The sequence below is a fragment of the Singulisphaera chitinilytica genome, from assembly GCF_049331405.1.
In the GTDB taxonomy this organism is placed as follows: domain Bacteria; phylum Planctomycetota; class Planctomycetia; order Isosphaerales; family Isosphaeraceae; genus PoT.
This window is the reverse complement of record NZ_CP186274.1, coordinates 7,838,484-7,857,231: the sequence shown is the minus strand read 5'-3', so window position 1 is coordinate 7,857,231 and position 18,748 is coordinate 7,838,484. Positions and strand designations below refer to the sequence as shown.

The 18,748-nt window shown below is 61.9% G+C and carries 13 protein-coding genes, 1 tRNA gene and 1 pseudogene; 6 read left to right on the top strand and 9 right to left on the bottom strand.

The window, feature by feature from the left end; translation table 11 throughout:
• Positions 1 to 13: 13 nt before the first annotated feature.
• From ileS to ACOYYX_RS30575, 5 genes are all read right to left on the bottom strand, one after another.
• On the bottom strand, positions 14 to 2,866 hold the full coding sequence (gene ileS / locus ACOYYX_RS30595; protein ID WP_422926488.1) for an isoleucine--tRNA ligase: 2,853 nt from the start codon (positions 2,864 to 2,866) through the stop codon (positions 14 to 16).
• Between the two features lie 198 nt (positions 2,867 to 3,064).
• On the bottom strand, positions 3,065 to 3,895 hold the full coding sequence (locus ACOYYX_RS30590; protein ID WP_422931685.1) for a purine-nucleoside phosphorylase: 831 nt from the start codon (positions 3,893 to 3,895) through the stop codon (positions 3,065 to 3,067).
• A gap of 222 nt (positions 3,896 to 4,117) precedes the next feature.
• Positions 4,118 to 4,540, bottom strand: coding sequence for a TPR end-of-group domain-containing protein (locus ACOYYX_RS30585; protein ID WP_422926487.1), 423 nt, complete (start codon positions 4,538 to 4,540; stop codon positions 4,118 to 4,120).
• Between the two features lie 315 nt (positions 4,541 to 4,855).
• Positions 4,856 to 5,329, bottom strand: a complete 474-nt coding sequence (locus ACOYYX_RS30580) for a hypothetical protein (RefSeq protein ID WP_422926486.1) — start codon at positions 5,327 to 5,329, stop codon at positions 4,856 to 4,858.
• 79 nt (positions 5,330 to 5,408) lie between these two features.
• Positions 5,409 to 6,410: a Gfo/Idh/MocA family protein gene (locus ACOYYX_RS30575; protein WP_422926485.1), complete on the bottom strand. Its 1,002-nt coding sequence runs from the start codon at positions 6,408 to 6,410 to the stop codon at positions 5,409 to 5,411.
• A gap of 384 nt (positions 6,411 to 6,794) precedes the next feature.
• Here ACOYYX_RS30575 and ACOYYX_RS30570 point away from each other — a divergent pair.
• A tRNA-His gene (locus ACOYYX_RS30570) sits at positions 6,795 to 6,867 on the top strand.
• Between the two features lie 239 nt (positions 6,868 to 7,106).
• Positions 7,107 to 7,298, top strand: coding sequence for a transposase (locus ACOYYX_RS30565; RefSeq protein ID WP_422926484.1), 192 nt, complete (start codon positions 7,107 to 7,109; stop codon positions 7,296 to 7,298).
• Between the two features lie 117 nt (positions 7,299 to 7,415).
• On the opposite strand, the gene ACOYYX_RS30560 is transcribed toward ACOYYX_RS30565, so the two are convergent.
• Positions 7,416 to 8,538, bottom strand: a protein-coding gene (locus tag ACOYYX_RS30560) for an IS3 family transposase (RefSeq protein ID WP_422926310.1) whose coding sequence is annotated in 2 segments (ribosomal slippage) — positions 7,416 to 8,259 and positions 8,258 to 8,538 — 1,125 coding nt in all. Because the reading frame shifts where the segments join, the coding sequence is not laid out codon by codon here.
• Positions 8,539 to 8,557: 19 nt separating this feature from the next.
• Between ACOYYX_RS30560 and ACOYYX_RS30555 the strand changes: the two are divergent.
• Positions 8,558 to 9,279, top strand: a pseudogene (locus tag ACOYYX_RS30555) (IS1595 family transposase); the annotation flags it as partial.
• 396 nt (positions 9,280 to 9,675) lie between these two features.
• Here the strand turns inward: ACOYYX_RS30555 and ACOYYX_RS30550 are convergent.
• Positions 9,676 to 10,485, bottom strand: coding sequence for an inositol monophosphatase family protein (locus ACOYYX_RS30550; protein ID WP_422926483.1), 810 nt, complete (start codon positions 10,483 to 10,485; stop codon positions 9,676 to 9,678).
• Positions 10,486 to 10,805: 320 nt separating this feature from the next.
• On the opposite strand from ACOYYX_RS30550, the gene ACOYYX_RS30545 reads away from it, so the two are divergent.
• The 3 genes from ACOYYX_RS30545 (at position 10,806) to ACOYYX_RS30535 (ending at position 14,909) form a co-directional block, all read left to right on the top strand.
• A complete protein-coding gene (locus ACOYYX_RS30545) occupies positions 10,806 to 12,527 on the top strand; it encodes a DUF1549 domain-containing protein (RefSeq protein ID WP_422926482.1) in 1,722 nt (573 codons plus the stop codon).
• 103 nt (positions 12,528 to 12,630) lie between these two features.
• Entirely contained in the window at positions 12,631 to 13,884 is a 1,254-nt protein-coding gene (locus ACOYYX_RS30540) for a DUF1501 domain-containing protein (RefSeq protein ID WP_422926481.1), read from the top strand.
• Positions 13,881 to 14,909 carry a WD40 repeat domain-containing protein gene (locus ACOYYX_RS30535; protein ID WP_422926480.1) on the top strand — a complete coding sequence of 343 codons (1,029 nt, stop codon included), beginning with the start codon at positions 13,881 to 13,883 and terminating at the stop codon, positions 14,907 to 14,909. The genes ACOYYX_RS30540 and ACOYYX_RS30535 overlap by 4 nt, the downstream gene beginning before the upstream one ends.
• Before the next feature lie 34 nt (positions 14,910 to 14,943).
• On the opposite strand, the gene ACOYYX_RS30530 is transcribed toward ACOYYX_RS30535, so the two are convergent.
• Together ACOYYX_RS30530 and ACOYYX_RS30525 are read right to left on the bottom strand one after the other, a co-directional pair.
• A complete protein-coding gene (locus tag ACOYYX_RS30530; RefSeq protein WP_422931684.1) occupies positions 14,944 to 15,762 on the bottom strand; it encodes a transglutaminase family protein in 819 nt (272 codons plus the stop codon).
• Positions 15,763 to 15,817: 55 nt separating this feature from the next.
• Entirely contained in the window at positions 15,818 to 18,433 is a 2,616-nt protein-coding gene (locus tag ACOYYX_RS30525) for a circularly permuted type 2 ATP-grasp protein (RefSeq protein WP_422926479.1), read from the bottom strand.
• Between the last annotated feature and the right edge of the window lie 315 nt (positions 18,434 to 18,748).

Genomic DNA, 18,748 nt, shown 5'->3' with positions numbered 1-18,748 from the left:
GCGAGGTCGATCCTCATTGGGATGCACCCGCGAAGCCGGGAAGGGATGAAACGACTTGGGTGCAACGCTCGCAAAGCGTCGGATGGTCCACGCTCTGGCCGACCGTCGGTCGCAGGTTCCAGCACCGCTCGCATTTCGCATGCGAGGATCGGACGGCATAGACCCAGGACTTCGGCCGCTCGACGAGGGTGGTCGCCTCCGCCGGTCGTTCTGATTCCAGGCGGATCTCCGAGACGATGCAGACGGTCTCGAGCGTCGAACGCAGGGACTTCAGGAGTTCCGACTCTTGCGGGTCGTCGCTGCCGAGCGTGACCAGGGCTTCCTGGCTGCTCCCGATGATCTTCGCGGCCCGGAGTTTCTCGAGCCCTTTCAGGATCTCGGCGCGGTAATCGAGGATCGCGTCCCAGGGCAATTTCGGCCGCCCGTCGCCCGTGTCCCACTCCGGTTCGGGAGCGGGCCATTCGGTGAGGTGGACGCTTTCGAGCTTCTCCGCCGACGGCGGCGTGAAGTCCCAGATCTCCTCGGCCGTGTGCGGGATCAGCGGGGCGAGCAAGCGCGTCAAGACGCTGTGCAGTTTCGCCATGACGAACTGCGCGGCCTTCCTGTCGTTCCCCTTGGGAGCCTCGGCGTACAGGCGATCCTTGAGGACGTCGAGGTAGAAGCTGGACAGATCGACGGAGCAGAACTGGTAGATCCGCTGATAGACGCGATAGAACTCGAATTCCTGATACGCCTTCACGACGTCGACGATCAGCCGGTTTAACTGCTGCAAGGCCCAGCGGTCGATCTCGTGGAGCGCGTCGCGGGGGATCTCGAGGAATTCGGGATGGGCGTAATCCTCGAGGTTGCCCAGCAGGTAGCGGAACGTGTTGCGGATCTTGCGGTACGACTCCGACATCTCTTTGATGCCACGCTCGCTCATCCGCACGTCGTCAGCGTAGTCCATGCTCGCCACGTAGAGCCGCAGGACGTCGGCTCCATATTGCTCAGACGACTTCACGGCCGAGATGGCGTTGCCGCCGGACTTCGACATCTTGGCCCCTTCGGCCGTCACCACGAACCCGTGGGTGAGGACGTTTTCAAAGGGGGCCCGGCCGGTCGTCCCGACGGCCGTCAGGATGGAGGACTGGAACCAGCCTCGGTGCTGGTCGGATCCTTCCAGGTACATGTACGCCGGATATCCGAGCTCGAAGCCCTGGGCCAGCACGCCGCGATGGCTCGAGCCGGACTCGAACCAGACGTCGAGGATGTCGCCCTCTTTCTGGAAATCCTTACCGCCACACTTGGGGCAGGTCGCGCCCGGAGGCAGGATCTCCTCGACCGGCTTCGTGTACCAGGCGTCGGCCCCTTCCTGGCGGAAGAGGTCGCGGAAATGCCGGACGGTTTCTGCCGTGAGGAGCTGACTTCCGCAGGCCTTGCAGCCGAGCGCCGGGATGGGGACACCCCAGGCTCGCTGGCGGCTGATGCACCAGTCGGGGCGCAGGGAAACCATCGCATCGATCCGCGACTTGCCCCAGCCCGGGAGCCAGCGCACTGCGTCGATCTGCTTGAGGGTCTCGGCTCGGAGGTTGTCGTGATCGACGGCGATGAACCACTGTTCGGTCGCTCGGAAGATCACAGGCTTCTTGCACCGCCAGCAGTGCGGGTAGCTGTGCAGGAAGTTGAGGTGGTGGAACAGATGCCCCGACTCGCGAAGCAAGGTGACGATCTCGGGATTCGCCGCGAAGACCCCCTTGCCGACCAGGAATTCCGGAGCCTCCGAGGTGAATCGACCCGAGGCATCAACCGGGCTCAGGGTGGGTAGGCCATAATTACGACCCGTCTGATAGTCCTCAGTACCGTGACCCGGCGCGGTGTGGACCAGGCCGGTACCGTCCTCTATGGTGACGTACTCGGCCAGCACGATCGGGCTCATCCGTTCGATGAACGGATGCTTGTATTGGACATGCTCGAGCTCCTTGCCCGTGCATCGCCCGACTTCGCGGAATTGCGTGACTTCGCGCATCGCCATCACCTTGGCGACGAGTTCTGCGGCGAGGACGGTGTGGACCGGTTGCCCGCTCGTCGGATCGAGGTACTCGATGCCGACATAGGTCAGGCTCGGGTGTGCGGCGATCGCGACGTTGGCCGGGAGGGTCCACGGCGTCGTCGTCCAGATCATGACGTGCCAGGGCCCGGCTCCCCAGGATTCGGGCAGACCCGAGACGACCGGGAAGTTGACGTAGATGCTCGACGAGGTCTCGTCGTGATACTCGAGCTCGGCCTCGGCGAGGGCCGTCCGATCGGTCATGCACCAGTGGATCGGCTTGAGCTGGCGGAAGACATAGCCGCGTTCAAGGAGGTCGCCGAGGACGTCGAGGATACCAGCCTCGTAGCGGGGGTCGAGCGTGAGGTAGGGGTTCTCCCAGTCTCCGCCGACGCCCAGCCGCTTGAACTGCTGCCGCTGGACATCCACCCATTTGAGGGCCTCCGCCTGGCAGAGCGAGCGGATCTCGGCATGCGTCTTCGAGGCACCCTTCGAGCCGAGGTCCTTCATGACCTTGTGCTCGATCGGCAGCCCGTGGCAGTCCCAGCCGGGGACGTAGGGACTGTCGAACCCTTGCATGTTGAAGGAGCGGACGACGATGTCCTTGAGTACCTTGTTCAGGAGGTGCCCCATGTGGATCTCGCCGTTGGCGTAGGGGGGGCCGTCATGCAGGACACGGCGTTCTCGCCCCTCGCGTGCGTTGCGAATCTGGGCGTAAAGATTCGCGTCCTGCCAGCGCTGCTGGATCTTGGGTTCGCGCGTGGTCAGGTTCGCCTTCATGTCGAAGCGAGTGACCGGGAGGTTCAGCGTATCTTTGTACGGTTTCGCGTTCGTGGACATGGTTCTTAACAGCAGATTTCGTAGAGCAGTGCTGGGCGGCTCGAGACCACACGCGGGCCTGGCAAGCGAGCGTTGCGTCTGACGATTCGAACTCAGGGCGGCGAATAGGCCGCCCCGATGTGCCGGTGATGACCGAGTCCCGACCGTCTGGACCCGACGGCCGACTCGGTTCCAAGTCCATCGGACAGCGAAACCGGCTCAGGCCGGGAGCTGTTCCAGGACCTTGCGGACCACTGTCCGTAACTTACCCTCGGCCTCGCGGGCGACGGCGATGATCTCCTCGACGCTCACGGGGGAGAGCGCGTCGGGTAGGCAGAGATCCGTCACGATCGAGAAGCCGAGCACACGAATTCCGGCGTGGACTGCGATCAGGACCTCGGGGATGGTCGACATCCCCACTACGTCGGCACCTATCCCTCGCAGGAACCGATACTCGGCGCGGGTCTCGAGGTTCGGACCGGTCACCGCAACGTAGACACCGCGATGGGCGACGATGTTCTCTTCGAGCGCGACCTGCATCGCCATTTTTTGCAGGCCTTTGTCATATGGCTCGATCATGTCAGGGAAGCGAACCCCGAGACGATCATCGTTCGGCCCGATCAGAGGGTTCAGGTTGAGTAGATTGATGTGGTCCTCGATGACCATCAAATCCCCCTTGGAATAAAGGGGATTCAACCCTCCCGCCGCGTTCGACACGACCAGATATCGGCAGCCCAGTTCCTTCATCACGCGAATGGGGAACGTGACCTGGGCCGCCGTGTAGCCCTCATACAGGTGGAAACGACCTTCCATCGCCACCACCGACTGCCCCGCCAGCGACCCGCAGACGAGTTGCCCACGGTGGCTGGCAACGGTGGATTTGGGGAAGTGGGGGATGTCGGGATACGGGATCGTCGCTTCGGCCTTGATTTCTTCGGCGAGCGCACCGAGGCCCGTGCCCAGGACGATCCCCACGCTCGGCGTCCCCGACCAATGTGCCTTGACCGCGCGGGTAGCTTCCTGGACGTGTTCCCACTCGTGATGTTTCATGTTCACTAGTTGAAGGTTAACTGGCATCGAACTCCCGCCCGACTCATCCCCACCTCAGATTCGGGGCAGGGGAGGAGCCGGCGTCACGACCAAGAGCATATCAGATCGGGGAGGTCTCGCCACGTCGCCACAGGCGAAGGTGGATCCGGTTTCGAACGTGCGGTCCGAACGAGTTCGACGAGAGTCGAAATTCAGGGGAGGAGAGAGCGTCGGGATGCGACGTTAACGAAGCAGCCGAGGGAACCGGGGATCGTGACGCAGGGACTTCAGATCGGGATCCCGTCGCAAGAGATCAAATCGACGATAGCCCAGTTCGAGAGCACGCTGGAGCGCGACGAACGAGGCGTCGATCATCCCCATCAACGCATAGCTGCAGGCGAGGTTGTACCAGGCGGTATTGCGGTCTGGCTGGAGCCGGACCAGGCGACGATCAACCTGCAGCGCCCGCGAATAGTAACCTTTGGCGGCCAGGTTGTTCCCGTGGACGCGCAGGGCATCGGTATAGTACGGATCACGCTCGAGGACGCGCCCGAAGAAATCGAGCTCGAAGTCGAGCTGGCTCTGCTCACGGAGCCGGCGTGTTGGTGTCTCGGGAGCCGGGCCATCGGAAGATGAGTCGCCCGGACGATCCTGGTGTGCGGCCATCAGAGGTGCTCCCTTCCCGACTCCTAGCCTCCGCGTTTCCCAACGGGCGCAAGCACCTAGGGAAAATCGTACTCTTGATAATAGGACAAGGATAGCCGGAACCAGGGGTTCTGAACAAGCAAAGTTCCGCGATTTCAATCGATGGCGATTCGAAACCACGCACGCAAAGATCATGGGCCGCAAAAATTCGTCGGGGTAACCAGAGCCCGGCGAGTTCAATGCGGCCCAAGATCGCGAATTCGATAGGGGTGAGAGCGTAAGACCGCCCACACGACCCGCCGGAGGAGGGACTCGAACTAACGACCGAGGTATGACTTAGATCTCGTCGTCGTCGAGATCTTCGTCGTCATCGTCGAGGTCGTCATCGTCGTCGTCGAGGTCGTCGTCTTCATCATCCACATCGATGTCGTCGATCTCCTCGTCGATTTCGTCGTCGAGATCCTCATCGATATCATCTTCGTCGTCGAAATCGTCGTCGAGATCATCATCCTCGTCGTCGAAATCGTCGTCGAGATCATCATCCTCGTCGTCGATCTCTTCGTCGAATTCCTCTTCCTCTTCGCCGGTATCGCGGGCGAAGAGCGGGGCCACAAGCCGTTCTTCCCAGGGCAACAGTTCCTGGGTCGAATCAATGAGGGTCGCCAACATTTCCTGACTTTCCCGCATGAGGTTAGTCCTCAGTCCAAGGGGTCTACGGGGATGTCCCCGACAGTGTGTGAAGTGGATGGCCCGCTCACCCGCTTGTGCGCCCGGCACGGTGGCCAAGTCGGAGCCATACACGTAGTCCACGAGGCACGATATTGTCAAGCATCATCCCACGAGAATCCTGATTCTCCCGCAAGGAGTTGCGTCGATCCGGGATGGCCTTTCAAGCGAGGCGTACGAGTTGTCCACTCGCCGCCGATCTCAGGATCGCTTCGAGGAGTCGCACCGTGTCCAAAGCCTCTTCGGCCGGACAGCAAGATGCTTCTCCACGGAGCGCCGCCCCGACGAAGTTCTGGTCGATATTCTCGACCGATTTCGGTAGCTCGATCGCTCGATCTGGCCGGGAGCCAATCGCCTCGATGAGTTCTTGATCGGTCAAACGGAGCGTTCCCTGTTCTCCGAATAGCTTCAGTTCGAAAAGTTGAGTCGGTGAGATTCCGAAAACCCCGACCGAAGCAGGTGTTCCGTCCGAAAGTTTCAAAGCAGCCGCGGTCACGACGTCGAACCCCGCGGGATGACGATCCTGGATTGCGGCCACTTCAACCGCGGTCTGCCCCGTGAGCCAGAGAAGGGAGTCGAGCAGGTGATCCCCTGCGTCGGCAAGGATCCCCGCACCTGCAACTTTCCCACCAAATCGCCATTGATCGTCGGAATCACGCAAGGCTTTCAGCCAGGGCCGGGCAAGCATCGCCGAAACGTAACGAATGGAGCCGATGACGCCTTCGGCCACCCGTTGCTTAGCCGCGATCAGGCTCGGGCTGAGGCGATATTGGTGTCCGACGGCCACGATCTTCCCGCGGCCTTTCGCCAGTCCCACGATATCGGCCGCCTCTTGCACGTTCGTCGAGAGAGGTTTCTCGATGAAGATGTGGCAATCCGCCTGGAGGGCATCCATCGCGGGCCGGTAATGGGCAAAGTGCGGAGTGAAGATGGCGACGGCGTCGGGATTCGCCTGCTTCAAAAGATCGTGATGGTCGGCGAACGTGGCCGGCTCCAACTGGCCGGGAGTCGTCACGGCCTTGCTCTTCAAAGCCGTGAGAGCCTTCTGGTCGGGATCGGCCAACCCGACGACCTGGACCTGGCCGGTCGCAACGAGACGGGAGAGATGGACCTGCGCGGCATGCCCGCAACCGATGATGCCGATCCGGAGTTGTGAGTTTGCCATCGCACTCCACTCCCTCGTCCGACGGAAGAGAAGGCCCGCGAGCCCTGAGATTGGGAGGGCCATCCCAGCAATTCGCTATGACGGCGTCAAGACATTATGACTCCCCGTCAAGTCCCGATTTCCCGTCCGAGGAAAGGGTTGCGGTTGAAGCCTCGTCTCCTAATCCACGCCGAGAAATCAGCGGTGCCTGAATCCCCCGTCCCGTCGGCGGAAATCTACCATGCCAGCTATCCTCGCGCGCGGAAAGTCACCCGAAAACTTGCCGGATTCGCGACGTGTCCGGTGGAAACATGGCCGGCGCTCCTCGATTCCTGAATCAAGACAGTTGGGTGAACTTGACGAAGCGTTCGAGGGTCTGTATCGTGAAGACTCATCAACCAGACGGTGGGTGTGGCCTAGCGGTTAAGGCGCCAGATTGTGGATCTGGATATCGCGGGTTCGAATCCCGTCATCCACCCTCTTCTCTCCCGATCAGCCAATCCTCAATGGCTGTTGTAAAATCAGGGTGAGAGGCAGAATATCAGATCGTGTCCCGTCCTTCGCACCTGCGAAATGGGAAACGATCTGATTTTGCATTTCGAACTCTTCGATCCTAGCACAGCAATGGTTGAGCTAAGGCTAAACAGGACAGGCTCAAGACGGATTCCGGGGTGATGGAGCGTTCGCGTTCGCTAGGATTAAGGGTCTCGGACGACCATGACCGGCATCGCGATCGGAGCTGCGAGCCGCCCCATCATGGTGAACATCCAGAATCTCTTCGACGACGCCAAATGCTTCCAGTCCGCCCGCGACATGCGGTGGCCCGATGGTATCGCTTGTCCCTCGTGTGGCTCGACCTCGGCCGTCAAGAACGGCCTCGAGACACCCAGCCCGACGCCGGCATTATGAGTGCAAGGGCTGCCGCAAACGCATCGACGACCTGAGCGGCACCGCCTTCGCCGGTCATCACCTGAGGTGGACCCCATTGTCTAGACCAAAAAACGGCGATCCTTCGCTACTGTCCAATCAGGCCGTCGTGGCTCTGTCCGCTCGGTAGACCGTCCCTGGAGTCCGGTACCCCAGGGATTCGTGGAGCCGATCCTCGTTATAGAAGCCGAAGTATCGCCTCAACCCTCGCTGCAGCTCCGGCACCGTCTCGTAGCCTTGGATGTAAATATCTTCGTATTTCACGGTCCTCCAGAGCCGTTCGACGAACACGTTATCCAATGCCCTGCCGCGTCCATCCATGCTCACGGCTATCCCGGCCGCCTCAAGCCTCCCGGTGAACGCCTCGGCCGTGAACTGGACCCCTTGGTCCGTGTTGAACACCTCGGGCTTCCCCGACCTCAAGGCATCTTCCAACATCTCCAGGCAGAAGGAGCCGTCCAGCGTGTTCGACAGCCGCCAGCCGATCACGTACCGGCTGTACCAGTCGATCACCGCCGCCAGGTACATGAACCCTCCACTCATCGGCACATAAGTGATGTCCGTGCTCCACACGTGGTCCGCTCGCCGGGCTTTGACACCTCGCAAGAGATAAGGGTAGATCTTATGGCCTCTCCCGGCCTGACTCAGCCTGGGCTTGGCATAGATCGCTTCCAGGCCCATCTTCCGCATCAGGCGCTGTACTCGCTTCCGATTGACCTCCTCACCTCGTTGTTCCAGCCAGGCGGTCATCTTGCGGCTGCCGTAGAACGGGCATGCCGTATATTGCTCGTCGATCAACCGCATCAGGCGCAGGTCCTCGGGCGACTCACCCGCAGGTCGGTAGTAGAGGCTCGATCGGCTCAGCCCCAGCAACTCGCACTGGCGGCGCACGCTCAACCGGGGATGATCCGGCTCGATCAAGGGCCTTCGGTCCTCAACTGAATGGGGCGACTTTTTTCAGCCACTCGAGTTCCATCTTGAGGCGCCCGATCTGTTCGAAGAGTTCGGCCTGGCGTGCCTCGGCGTCAGCCGAGGCCGCCTTGGCCGGACTCCCGAAGACCTCCTCGGCACTGCTGATGAGCTGCTTCTTCCAGCCATGGATCGATGTGGGATGGACGCCATAGTGGCCGGCCAACTCGTTGATCGTGCGGTCTCCCTTGAGGGCCGCCAGGGCGACTTGAGCCTTGAACGCCGCCGTGTGGACTTGCCGCTTCCTCGCCATCCGTCCTCCTCCTCAGACCCGTCTGAGTAGCTTAACAGATGGTCCAGTTTTCGGGGTCCACCATAACCTGTCGCTGCGGGACTGGGTCGCTTGCTTGTATCTGATGGGGCTGAACCTCTCGGATCTGCAAATCCTTCGCGAGGTCGGCATCGACAAATCGGACGCCCGCGACATGATCACGACGCTCCGCCAGGGGGTCGTCGACCGGACCCTCCGCAGGAACTCTCCGGCGAGGTCGAGTGCGACGAAGTCTATGTCGTGGCCGGGCACAAGGGCCATCCCGAGGCGGTCAAAAAAAAGGCCGAGTCGGCCGCCGACGACTGAAGGAGTCCCCGTGCCGAGGGACGCTCGAGAAGGAGAAGCCGCCGATCTTCGGTATGCTCCAGCGCGGCGGCCGGGTCGTGATCCGGATGCTAGCGAACGTCCGGCAGGCCACGATCCGCAGCTTGATCGAGGCGACGATCGCGCCGGGGACGCTGATCCACACCAACGAGTAAGACATCGACAGTCGGCTGGAGGAATAGGGATATCGGCATAAGACGGTTTGTCACGGCCGGGGCGGAAACGCCCGGGACGAGGACGGCGACGGCTTCCATGAGGTCCACGTCTACACAATGGAAGGCTTCTGGTCCATGCTGAGGAATTGGCTCCGCCCGCACCGCGAAAATCCGGGCTCGCGGAAAGGCCCTGCTCGGGGCCCTCATCACTCCTCTCGTAGCACCACCCCGGAATCTGTCTTGATCCAGGATGGATTCGAAGACAAGGAAATGGGCAAGGTGTCGAGAGTCGTGCTCGAGGGGAATGTCGTGGTTCGAGAGGGGCGAGCTTCGCTAGATGGTCGCGGAGTTGAGAAGAATTATCAAGGCGAGCGGGTGTACTACGATTTCCGCGAATTGCGATGTGTCGTTCTGGAAGAGTGAAAGTCACTTCATTGCCTGCTTCTGATCTCGCCCTCTTCCATCCGCAACTCGAGAGGGGCAAGGGACTCTCAATCCTCTGAGTTTGTCCAGTCGACTTCTCAGTCAGAATCCGTCGCCTAATCACCGAACCTCGCTCGGAATGAATGACCTGAGGGCGCATCGGGAAGGACAGGCGGTTCATTCGAGCGAGGTAGCGATCAGCCGGAAAGATCGGCCCCTATTTGTCGTATGTGCCAGGCTCGCCGATGCTGTGTTTGCTGACGATGGCAAGCACCTGGTCGTGCAAGCGTCCGTTGCTCGCCAATAAGCTCGACTTCTTGAGCGTGACGGGATTGCCCATGCAGGTGGTGACCTTGCCGCCGGCTTCCTCGACGAAGAGTCGCCCGGCCGCGAAGTCCCAAGGTGATAGCTCGTATTCGAAGTAGGCTCCGAACATACCCATGCCGACCATGCAGAGGTCGAGCGAGGCCGTGCCGAAGCGACGACTGCCGTGGATGTGGCTCCGCTTGAGGTCGCCGAGGGCTCCCAATGTCGCCTCCATCATGGCACCCCGGTCGTAATAAAAACCAAGACCCACGATGACTTCATTCAGGTGGGCGTGTTCGGAGACCCGGACCTTTCGGCCGTTCTGGAAGGCTCCTTGGCCTTTGACGGCAATGTGCCACTCCTCGCGGATCGGATTCACGATGATCCCGCACTGGGCCTCGCCCTTGTGGTAGTAGGCGATCGAGACAGCGAAGTGCGGGATCTTGTGGGCGAAGTTATTCGTGCCGTCGAGGGGGTCGACGACCCAGAGGTGCTCGGCCTCTACGTCCCCCTGGTGGACCTCTTCGCCGAGGACCTCGTGACCGGGAAAGGCGCGTCGGATCACCTCGACAATCGCTCGCTCGGCTTCGACATCGGCGTCGGAAACGAGGTTCGAGACATCCTTGCTCCTCATCTCGACGCCTTCGCGGTAATACCGTGTCAGGATCGAGCTGGCGGCGCGGGCCGCTTGCTCGGCGATCGAGAGTTCCGGCGTCGTCATGCGAGGCTTCCTTCTCAAGAATCAGCGGGCCATGGAATGCGCGTTTTTCATTTGAGGAAGTATACGAGGGACGTTTCAAGACTCCGACGGGACATCGCCCCGATTTTCGTCGGATCGAGCAAATCCGAAGGAGGTTGGAGCGTTTGATCCATCTTCGGGAATCGTGCAGCCAGATTTGGATTGCGTGAAGGTGCCCGTCGTGGGTATGTTTAACAAACATTCAGCCACGATTTGCACTCACCGGCGTTTGCACGACGAGAGTCGTCGCGTCGGGTCGCTCGCAACGAGCGTGATCGCTACTGCCGTTCCCGAGGGTGAAGATGAGACGATCCCACCCCAGCCTTGCGTGGGTTGCCGCTAACTGGGTCCTGATCATCGGAACCGCAAACGTTGGGCTCGCCGAAGGGGAGAAGCCTTTACCCCTCCACGAGCGGATCGACCGCGAGATCGAGTCGAAACTGGACGGCCAGATCGTCGCCCCGCCGGCGACGGACGCCGAATTCTTGCGTAGGGCCTGGCTCGATCTGGCCGGCACCATTCCCACCGTCTCCGAGGCGAAGGAATTCCTCGACGACCCCTCGGCCTACAAGCGGACGGCCCTGATCGACCGCCTCCTCGCCAGCCCGAGCTATGCCAGGCGAATGGCAACGGTCTTCGACGTCATGCTCATGGAACGTCGGGCCGACCTGCACGTGCCAGCGGCCGAGTGGCGTGAGTTCCTCCGCAAGGCATTTGCACGCAATCAACCTTACGATCAACTCGTACGCGAGATCCTGAAGGCCGACGGCACCGAGCCCGGGAACCGAGGTCCGGCCAAGTTCTACCTCGACCGCGAAGGTCAGCCGAACCTGCTGACTCGCGACGTCGGCCGGCTCTTCCTCGGCCGCGACTTCCAGTGTGCCCAGTGTCATGATCATCCTTTGATCAGCGACTTCAAGCAGGGGCATTACTACGGCCTCTTCGCCTTCTTCAATCGCAGCTATCTCGTGGCCGACGATCGCGGCGCGATGACCTTCGGGGAGAAGGCGGACGGCGACGTTTCATTCTCGTCGGTCTTCAAGAAGAAGATCGTCCGCACGACGAAGCCAAGGATCATCGAGGGGACAGAGGCCGCGGAGCCGGCCGTCCCGAAGGGGCAAGAGTATCGCCTCTCGCCCGGCGAAAAAATCAGGGCCTTGCCGCTGCACAGTCGCCGCGACTTGCTCCCCGATTTCATCACCTCGCCGGATGTGCCGGAGTTCAGCAGGACGATCGCCAACCGCCTCTGGGCGATGATGATCGGCCGCGGGATCGTCCATCCGCTCGACATGGATCACGGCGATAACCCACCGAGCCATCCCGAACTCCTCGAGATGCTGACGAAGGAGTTCGCGAACGGCAAATACGACGTGAAGGCCTTCATCCGCGAGATCGCCCTCACCCGCGTCTATCAGCGCTCGAGCGAACCACCGCCGGGCGGTTCGACGGCCGAAGCGACTCCTGAGAGCCTTTCAATTGGGCTCCTGAAGCCGATGAACTCCGAGCAGATCGCCTGGAGCCTGATGCAGGCCGCCGGGATCGTGGCGAACCAGCGGAAGCAGGCCGAGCATCAACTGATCGACGTGGATACGAAGTTCCGTGATATCACGGCTCAGGATGACAAGCGGAAACAGATCAGGACCGACTCGGTCGAGAAGGCGGTTTACGATCAGCTCCAGGGGAGCGTCCAGCCATTCACGTCGAGGTTCGGGAGCGCGGCGGGACAGGCCGAGAATCCCGGGCAGTCGAGCGTGGACCAGGCTCTCTTCTTTGCCAATAGCAACATCATCCTGGAATGGTTCAGCCCGAGCCCCGGGAACCTCGGCGGACGCCTGATCGAGAAGAAGGATCCGGGCGAACTCGCCGAGGAGCTTTATCTCGCGATCCTCAGCCGTCGCCCAAGCGCGGAAGAGCGGGACGAGGTCGCCCGTTACCTCGCCGATCGCGGGAATAGCCGGGGGGAAGCCATTCGGGAACTTGCCTGGGCCCTGACAGCGTCGACCGAGTTCCGATTCAATCACTGAGCAGTCAAGCCAGTCAGCCAGTCGCGTAGACGGACCAGCCGACTCCACGATGGGAGATCCAGCGATGAAATGCGATTACGCGTGCGGCTCAGAAGATCATCTCATGTCGCGCCGGCGATTCCTCGGCGGCCTGGCGACGGGAGTCGGAGTCGCCTCGCAGTTTGGTTTCTCCCGGTTCGTGCAGCCGTCAATCGCCGCCGAACTCCAGGGGCGGGAGAAGCAAGTGCTGGTCGTCTGGCTGGCCGGCGGCGCGAGCCAACTCGAGACCTGGGATCCCAAGCCGGGCACGGAAACCGGCGGCCCCTTCCGCTCGATCGAGACCAGCGTCCCGGGAACCCGGATCTCCGAGTTGATGCCCAGGACCGCCAAGCTGATGCACCACATCTCGCTGGCACGAGGTGTGAATACCAACGAGAATGATCACGCCAAGGGACAGTACATGATGCACACCGGCCGGCCAGAGATGCCGGGCGTGGCGCATCCTCATTTCGGTTCCATGGCCGCGAAGTTCCTAGGAGCTGAGACCAACCCGCTCCCCGGCTACATCTACATCACGCCGGGCGGCGGCGGTCGGACGGGGACCGAGGCCGCCTATCTCGGGCCCAAATATGCGGCGCTCTATCTCGGCAATGGCAATCCTCCCGACAACACGACCCGCTCCGGCCTCGTCGACGAGAAGGGCGAGGCCCTGCGACACGACCTGCGCCGTCGCATGAACGACCGGTTCGCCACGCGTCGTCGGACGGCCGAGACGGAGGCCTACACGACGACCTACGAGCAGGCCCTACTGCTGATGAAGCGACGCGAGGTCTTCGACGTCTCCAAGGAATCGACGAAGGATCAGGAGCGATACGGTTCGCACGACTTCGGGCGCCACTGCCTGCTCGCCCGCCGACTTCTGGAGTCGGGCGTCACCTACGTCCAGGTCTCGCACTCGAACTACGACACTCACAACGAGAATTTCTCGTTCCACCTCGAGCAGGTCGGCGAGTTCGACCAGGGATTCTCGAACTTGATCGAGGACCTTGCCGCCAGGGGCTTGCTCAAGCATACGCTCGTCGTGGTCATGTCCGAGTTCGGCCGCACGCCGAGCATCAACTACCTCTACGGGCGAGACCATTGGGGCACCGCCTGGTCGATTGCCATGGCCGGCTGCGGCATCAAACCTGGCATGGTTCACGGTAAGACGAATCCGAACGGCACCGAAGTCGTCGACGGCCAGGTCAACGCCGCGCAGCTCTACCACACGTATCTCCGGGCGGTCGGCTTGAATCCCTCCGAAGACCTCGATGTCGACGGTCGCATCATCCAACTCGGCGACCCGGCCGGTTCGGCGATCAAGGATCTGCTCGCATGAGCATGCTAGACAACGCCGCATCGACGCCGCCGGCCAAGCCGGAGCTGGCTCATCTCGTGCACGACCTCGTCCACGAGAAGCCGCTGATCGCCTGCCGATTCGAACCCAAGGGGCGGTTCGTCTTCGCGACCTCGGAAGACGCGAGCGTTGTGCGCTGGGATATGGCCTCGAAGGCCAAGACTGTCCTGAAGGGGCATGAGAGTTGGCCATTTGCGCTCGAGCCGACACCAGATGGCACAACCATGTTCTCGGGGGGTAGCGAGGGGATCCTCTATTCGTGGGATGTCGAATCCAAGGAAACGACCCCCAAGCGGAAGTTCGAGGCCCACTCGGGCTGGATCAACTCCATCGCCGTCAACGCCTCGGGGAAGATGGTCGCCACCTGCGGCAATGATAAGGCCGTTCGACTTTGGTCGGCGGCCGATGGGGCCCCGCTGGCCAGTCTCCCCGGCCACGACAAACCCGTCTACAAGGTGCTGTTCGACCCCTCCGGGCAGTTCCTGATCTCGGCGGATTTGCAGGGGCGGATCGTCCAGTGGGATCTCGCGACCTTCAAGGAAGTCCGGCGGTTCGATGCCTCGAAGCTGGCGATCTACTTCGCCTCTCAGGGGGTTGATTACGGCGGAGTACGTGACCTCACTTTGACCCCAGACGGGACCTATCTGGTCGGCTCCGGATTGATCGAGGCCTCGAATCCGCTCGGTGCGGTGAGTAACCCCGCGAATGTCGTCCTCGATTGGAAGGATGGGAAACTCGTCCAACTCCAGCGACCCAAGGAGGACATCAAGGGGGTTGGCTGGGGCGTCCGCAGCCTCGCGCCCAACGTGATCGTGATGGTCTCGGGCGGGACGAGTGGAGGATTTCTCTGGTTCTTCAAGCCCACCGAGGTGAACGAGTTTTTCAAGCTGGCGCTGCCCAACACAGGCCGTGGGTTGGACCTCGCCAACGATGGGCGTCATGTGGCCGTAGCCCATCATGATGGCCACGTTCGCATCTACGGCCTCTTCGAGAAGGCGAAAGCCTGATCGTCTTGCCGAGTGCGATGTCGCCAGCCCGATGTCAGAGCGGATCGGGCTCGGCGATGACGTCGACGGAGACGGAAACCGTGTGGTTCCCCCCCCCGAGGACCACGCCCTTGATAGGGCTCACGTCGTCGTAGTCGCGGCCCCAGGCGATCGTCGGGTGTAAGTCCGAGACGACGAGGTTGTTAGTCGGGTCGACGTCGAGCCACCCGTAGCCGGGGCAGTAGACCGAGAGCCAGGCGTGCGAGACGTCCGCGCCGACCATCCGGGGTTGACCGGGGGGCGGCGTCGTCAGCAGGTAGCCGCTGACATAACGGGCGGCCAGTCCGAGGGATCGCAGGCAGGCGATCTGGAAGTGGGCGAAATCCTGGCAGACTCCTCGCCGGATCTTCAAGAGTTCCCGCGGAGGGGTCTCGATCGTCGTCGCCTGCGGATCGAAAATGAACTCCTCGTGGATCCGTCGCGTGAGGTCCAGGATCGCGTCGATGAGCGGACGACCGGGCGTGAACGAAGGGCTCGCGTAGTGCGCCAATTCGTCTTCATGCCTCACGTAGTGAGATTCAAAGACGTATTGATAGGCGTCGAGCGATTCTGCGTCCCGGCCCGACGCGATCACGTCACGCGCCGCCTCCCAGTTGCATGAAGCGTCGGAATGGGGTGTGGGCCTGGGTCGGATACGTACGCGATTGAACGCGGTGACTTCCAGGCGCTCGTGCGGCTCTTGCACCGTGAAGAACGTCACGGGGTTGCCGAAGAAATCGACTTGCGGTACGGAGACCGCGGGTTGCGAGTTGACCGTGATCTCGCTTTCGAGGCAGTCTTGCCAGGGGCTATTTCTCGCCGACAGATGGGTCAAATTATGACAAAGGGAAACGTTATAGGCGTAATGATATCGGGTGGTATGCGTGATTTTATAGTACATAGTGATGGAACCCGACGGTCTTCATGGAATGTCGCGACGGATAGAGATGGCTGAAGTAACTCCGGCTGAGGTGGTCGGAAATGTCGGGGATTTCCGATTCGAGGGTCGAGAGAAGTCCGTCGAGCCCGGCGCGCGAGCCGCGTGGATCGACGCTGGCCAGCATGTCGGGGTCAGCGTTCCGCACTCGGTCGAGTGCCGCGATCGCGATCTTGTAATCGAGCTTCGGGTCATGCGTTGAGTCGCCGCGGGGGAGTTGCTCGAGGCTTTCCGCCAGGGCGAGGAGTTGGAAGGCAACGGACCTCGGATTCGTCTCGTCGGCGAGGAGGAGGTCGAGGACCGGAGCCGTCTGGAGCTGGCTCATGTAGCGTCGACGATACGTCATGGAGCTATCGGCGACCTGGAGCAGGGCCTCGAGCAGGGAGTCCTCGGGGCCGGTCACGGTCGTCAGTGTGCTCCGGATCTGGCCGACGCCTCGGAGGGACCGCTCGAGCCTCCGGCCCATGTCGAGGAACCGCCACCCCTGGCCGCGCGTCATGCTCTCGGCGACGAGGCCGGAGAAGGCGGCAAGCCGGAGGATCTTGTCGTCGAGGATGTCGCGGATCTCGCTGAGTAGCCTAGGTGCCTTCTGGCCCGAGCTGACGAACGGAGGCCATTCGCGGCCCCCGTCGTAGCGATGGAAGTCATCCTCGTCGGTGTCCAAGTCCAAGCCGATCAGGATACGCCAGAGATCGATCGAGAAGCGGTCGCGGACCTTGCCGGCGAGGTGATGGAGCGAGTGGATCGTGGCCTTCAGGCTCGTGGTCCGGCTGGGGTCGCCGATCAGCGAGAGCAACTCGGCCTCGGGCGTGGCGAGGCGTTCCGCCGCTCCGGCCCCGATGAAGCCGGGGGTACTCATGGTCTGGTACGTGAGGCTTCGGAGCAATGCGGGGAGTTCGGGGGCTTCCGTGAGCCCCGTTTGATCCGTCATGCGGATCAGGATCACGCGAAGGAGGCGAATCGTCCCCTCGACTCTCTCGACGTATCGCCCCAGCCAGAAGAGGTCATCGGCCACGCGGCTGGGTAGGTCGCCGCCGCCTCGGCTCAACTTCACCACCTGGACCTTGGGCGAGAGCAGACTGAAGGTGCTTACCGGGCCATCGGAAAGGAGCCAGGTATCCTTACTCCCGCCGCCTCGTTGCATCGACACGACCAGGGAGTCGGCCGAGGAGGTGATCCGCGAGAGGCCGCCGGGCATCATGGTGAAGCCGTTGCCGGTCGCCGCCAGGAACCAGCGAACGGCCACTTGCTTGGGCTGGAACCCGGAGTCGTCCAGGCCAGGCGCGGTGGAGAGTGAAATCTGCTCCTGCCCCACGAAATCGAGGGGACGACGACGGATGCGATCCGACAGGGCTACCAACTCATCTCGGGTGAGACGCTCGCCGAAGATCGGCTCGACCAGGCCTGACCGACACGCGGGCCTGACGATCATCCGCGACAGGTTCGCGAGGACGTAGGAAAGACCAGACTCCTCGCCACACCACCAGGTGGCAATTGAGGGCAAGCGCAGGTCTTCACCGAGGAAGAAGCGACAGAGACCCGGTAGATACGCGAGCAGTGCGGGGGATTCCACCAACCCGCTGCCGAGGGAGTTGGCCACCGCAACGTTCCCCGCGCGGACGGCTTGCACCAGACCGGGCACTCCGAGGAACGAATCTCGACGCAGCTCGAGCGGGTCGCAATAGTCGTCGTCGAGGCGTCGAAGGATGACGTCGACCGGTTGAAGGCCGCCGAGGAGCTTGAGATAGACCCGGTTATCGCGGACGGTCAGGTCGTTGCCTTCGACGAGCGTGTATCCCAGGTACCGAGCCAGATACGCGTGCTCGAAATAGGTCTCGTTGTAGGGGCCCGGCGTGAGGAGCACAATCCGAGGGTTGTCGCGATCATAGGGGGCGATCGAGGCCAGTGTCTGCCGCAAACTCTGGAAGAAGAGGGCGAGTCGTTGGACCCGACACTCCCGGAAGATCTCGGGCATCATCCGCGTGAGCACGATCCGATTCTCGAGCGCGTAACCAAGTCCCGAGGGGGCCTGGGCGCGGTCGGAAATGACGCGAAAGATGCCGTCGGGACTTCGACCCACGTCCGCGGCGTAGAGCAGGAGTCGGCGATTGCCCAGCGGTTCGATCCCCTGGCAGGCGCGCAAGAAACCAGGGTGTCCATAGAGCAGGGGCGGGGGCAGATAGCCCTCGGCCAGGGCTCGCTGCGGGCCATAGAGGTCAGCCAGGATCAGTTCGAGGAGCCGGGCGCGTTGCGTCAGCCCATGCTCGATCCAGCTCGCGTCCTGCGATGACACAAGGAGCGGAATCGGGTCGAGTTCCCAGGGGCGTTCCATGCCCCTCGGGTCGCCGTAGACGTTGTAGGTGACGCCGTTTTCGCGGATCAGGTGCTTGGCGTCTTCCCAGCGGTTCCGAACGTCCGGAAGCCCGAGCGATACCAACTGCCGGACGAAGCTCTGCCAGTGCCCCCGGATGGTGCCGTCGGGTGCGACCATCTCGTCGAAGGCCTGCGGGGAGCCTTCGTCGGGAGTGAGCGAGTGCCCGAGCAGTTCGGGGGATTGCAGTTCGGCCATGGTCGTCGGGACGATCCGAGTTAAGGGAGAGGTTGAAGTGACCAAACGATGGTCTGTTCGCCTCATAACGATCCAGGTGCCGAGCGCCTAGCTTCGGTCCCCATTCTAACCATCGGCCAAAATCTCGTCGTTTTCGTATTAAATGGTCGGTTGTACACTGATCTTGCAAGTGCTATCATAGTAAGTACTTGCGACGTCGATTTTAGCGAAAACGGCCGTTACGACATCAGTGCAATCAAATCTCGTCGATTTCTCAAAGGTTCCGGGATGCCTGACGACGAGAGTCGGGATCGTCACAATATTCCCAGAAGTGAC

Coding starts and splice junctions, on each gene's coding strand:
- ileS (WP_422926488.1), bottom strand. CDS start 2,866: ATGTCCACGAACGCGAAACCGTACAAAGATACGCTGAACCTCCCGGTC.
- ACOYYX_RS30540 (WP_422926481.1), top strand. CDS start 12,631: ATGTCGCGCCGGCGATTCCTCGGCGGCCTGGCGACGGGAGTCGGAGTC.
- ACOYYX_RS30565 (WP_422926484.1), top strand. CDS start 7,107: ATGACCGGCATCGCGATCGGAGCTGCGAGCCGCCCCATCATGGTGAAC.
- ACOYYX_RS30535 (WP_422926480.1), top strand. CDS start 13,881: ATGAGCATGCTAGACAACGCCGCATCGACGCCGCCGGCCAAGCCGGAG.
- ACOYYX_RS30585 (WP_422926487.1), bottom strand. CDS start 4,540: ATGGCCGCACACCAGGATCGTCCGGGCGACTCATCTTCCGATGGCCCG.
- ACOYYX_RS30525 (WP_422926479.1), bottom strand. CDS start 18,433: ATGGCCGAACTGCAATCCCCCGAACTGCTCGGGCACTCGCTCACTCCC.
- ACOYYX_RS30590 (WP_422931685.1), bottom strand. CDS start 3,895: ATGAAACATCACGAGTGGGAACACGTCCAGGAAGCTACCCGCGCGGTC.
- ACOYYX_RS30575 (WP_422926485.1), bottom strand. CDS start 6,410: ATGGCAAACTCACAACTCCGGATCGGCATCATCGGTTGCGGGCATGCC.
- ACOYYX_RS30545 (WP_422926482.1), top strand. CDS start 10,806: ATGAGACGATCCCACCCCAGCCTTGCGTGGGTTGCCGCTAACTGGGTC.
- ACOYYX_RS30550 (WP_422926483.1), bottom strand. CDS start 10,485: ATGACGACGCCGGAACTCTCGATCGCCGAGCAAGCGGCCCGCGCCGCC.